Origin of the sequence: Serratia microhaemolytica (assembly GCF_004011885.1) — a bacterium.
Classification (GTDB): Bacteria; Pseudomonadota; Gammaproteobacteria; order Enterobacterales; family Enterobacteriaceae; genus Serratia_G; species Serratia_G microhaemolytica.
Genome location: NZ_SBEF01000097.1, coordinates 1 through 1,847 on the forward strand (window position 1 = coordinate 1; position 1,847 = coordinate 1,847).

3 protein-coding genes and 1 pseudogene are annotated in these 1,847 nt (G+C 38.6%); 2 read left to right on the top strand and 2 right to left on the bottom strand.

The window, feature by feature from the left end:
- Positions 1–90, bottom strand: a pseudogene (locus EOJ37_RS14030) (IS5/IS1182 family transposase); the annotation flags it as partial.
- 130 nt (positions 91–220) lie between these two features.
- Here EOJ37_RS14030 and EOJ37_RS14035 point away from each other — a divergent pair.
- Both EOJ37_RS14035 and EOJ37_RS14040 read left to right on the top strand, forming a co-directional pair.
- The gene (locus EOJ37_RS14035) at positions 221–730 is read left to right on the top strand and encodes a hypothetical protein (protein ID WP_206194075.1); all 510 of its coding nucleotides are present in this window, start codon (positions 221–223) and stop codon (positions 728–730) included.
- Between the two features lie 2 nt (positions 731–732).
- Positions 733–969, top strand: coding sequence for a hypothetical protein (locus EOJ37_RS14040; protein ID WP_127960491.1), 237 nt, complete (start codon positions 733–735; stop codon positions 967–969).
- Between the two features lie 225 nt (positions 970–1,194).
- On the opposite strand, the gene EOJ37_RS14045 is transcribed toward EOJ37_RS14040, so the two are convergent.
- Positions 1,195–1,542 carry a SymE family type I addiction module toxin gene (locus EOJ37_RS14045; RefSeq protein WP_127960492.1) on the bottom strand — a complete coding sequence of 116 codons (348 nt, stop codon included), beginning with the start codon at positions 1,540–1,542 and terminating at the stop codon, positions 1,195–1,197.
- Positions 1,543–1,847: the final 305 nt, after the last annotated feature.

Consider the following 1,847-nt stretch of genomic DNA (forward strand, 5'->3'; position numbering starts at 1 on the left):
TCCCAACGGATGCTGAGTTTTATGCTCCGGGATCAGTGGTGCCATCTTTTCCCACAGTTCATCGCTAATCTGCCACTTGCTATTTGCCATAATTCACCCTCAGAAATGGTCATGATGTATTATACAGTAATTCCTATTGAGATAGGATCTTAATGCAGGATTAGGGCGATAGAGTGAATTTTAATCATTCATGTGGTTGCCCTGGGTATCCTACAGGCAGATGGTCACAGATGTGCGTGCTGGCTTATCATCAGCTCCAAAGCGCTCAGGTAATGTTGCGGTAGCTGAAGTGGATCCATTGGGGTTGGCGAGGTGTTCAAGTGGTAGTAAGTTACCTGGACCTCAAATACCTGACGGCCATAAAGCCAATTTTACTGATGGAGTTACAATTAATAGACAGGTTAGTGGTGATGAAGTGTTTTATAAGTATCACGGGAAATCTAACAGATTGGGAAGGGATTTTAATTATGTTACAAACAAAAAATATACTTCTGAGGTAGAGCTAAGAAGTGATTTGGCTATTCTTCGAGAGTGGGGAGTGAAAATGGATAAAGTTACAACCTTCAGACCACAAAAAGGAACATGGATAGCTGAGGGGACAGCGGCTCCTCAAATCAGCAGTAATGGTTTAGAAGTATTAAAGGGAGGAAAATATCAAGGTATTATCAACATCAAAGAGTTGCCAAAATCCACAATTCTTAGAACAGAAAACACAAATTTTATGAGGTAGAAATGGAAAAAATAAATGCAATCAATATACTAAATGAAATTAAAAATAAAATAGAACATGAAAACAAGAAGCAAGGTATAGATCTTTATAGATCTGCGTTAATTATTTTACAAAAGGAAGATACAACTGAAGTTGAACTAAACAACTTATACAGAAATTTATGTGGGTATCTGGCTTATGGGGAGTTTACTGATTGGGAGTATAAAAAAATAATAGAGCTAATTGAATGCTTTAAGTAGTTTAATAGTAATGCAAGTGTCGTTCAAATCCCTGCTGTTATTTTTCTGGCGTAATAGCGTGGTGAACTCACCTTGGATCGATTAACCGACTCTGCATCGTGCAGAATTCGGTTAATCAGTAAAGGGGTGTTGCGTCCCACGCTCTCATCGTATTTTTTCCCAACTTATTGATCATAAAAAAGGCCGGAACTTATAACAGATCCGGCCTTTTCTTTTATCTGCAGTTTACGCTACAGCCCTTTCTACTATCACTTCTCCTTGTGTAACAAAAATATCTAGAGGCTGGCCTGCTAGGCCAGTTTCTATCAGCCATTCCCCAGCTAAATAGAGTTCGCCACTTTCCGCTACAGTATCTAAAGCAATATCTTGGTTATGATTATTACGGCAATTGCAGATAACGGTTTTGATATCCTCTTCATCTTCCAGCAAAGTCAACATCAGCGCCGTATCTAGCTTGTCAATCACATATACCGCATTGGAAGTAAAACCGGCTTTAGTAATATCCTTTCCCTCAATGGACAGTACCGGAATACAATTTCCTAATTGGTCGTGGTTATATTTTAGTGTATTCATTTTATTCCCTCAAGTCGAATAATTAATTTAATTCATTACTCAATCATCAATCCAGGGCCGGATCCCATTTTTAATGGAACTTTTCTCTGTAGATACGATCTGATCAGTCTCCTTCAGTAATGCAGAGTTGATGATGTCTATTTTTAATTATATCAGTGAAATACCAGACCCACGCAAAGACTTAGAGCCCATCTCAATAGGAATTACTGTATAATACATCATGATCATTTCTGAGGGTGAATTATGGCAAATAGCAAGTGGCAGATTAGCGATGAACTGTGGGAAAAGATGGCACCACTGATCCC

Coding starts and splice junctions, on each gene's coding strand:
- EOJ37_RS14035 (WP_206194075.1), top strand. CDS start 221: ATGGTCACAGATGTGCGTGCTGGCTTATCATCAGCTCCAAAGCGCTCA.
- EOJ37_RS14040 (WP_127960491.1), top strand. CDS start 733: ATGGAAAAAATAAATGCAATCAATATACTAAATGAAATTAAAAATAAA.
- EOJ37_RS14045 (WP_127960492.1), bottom strand. CDS start 1,542: ATGAATACACTAAAATATAACCACGACCAATTAGGAAATTGTATTCCG.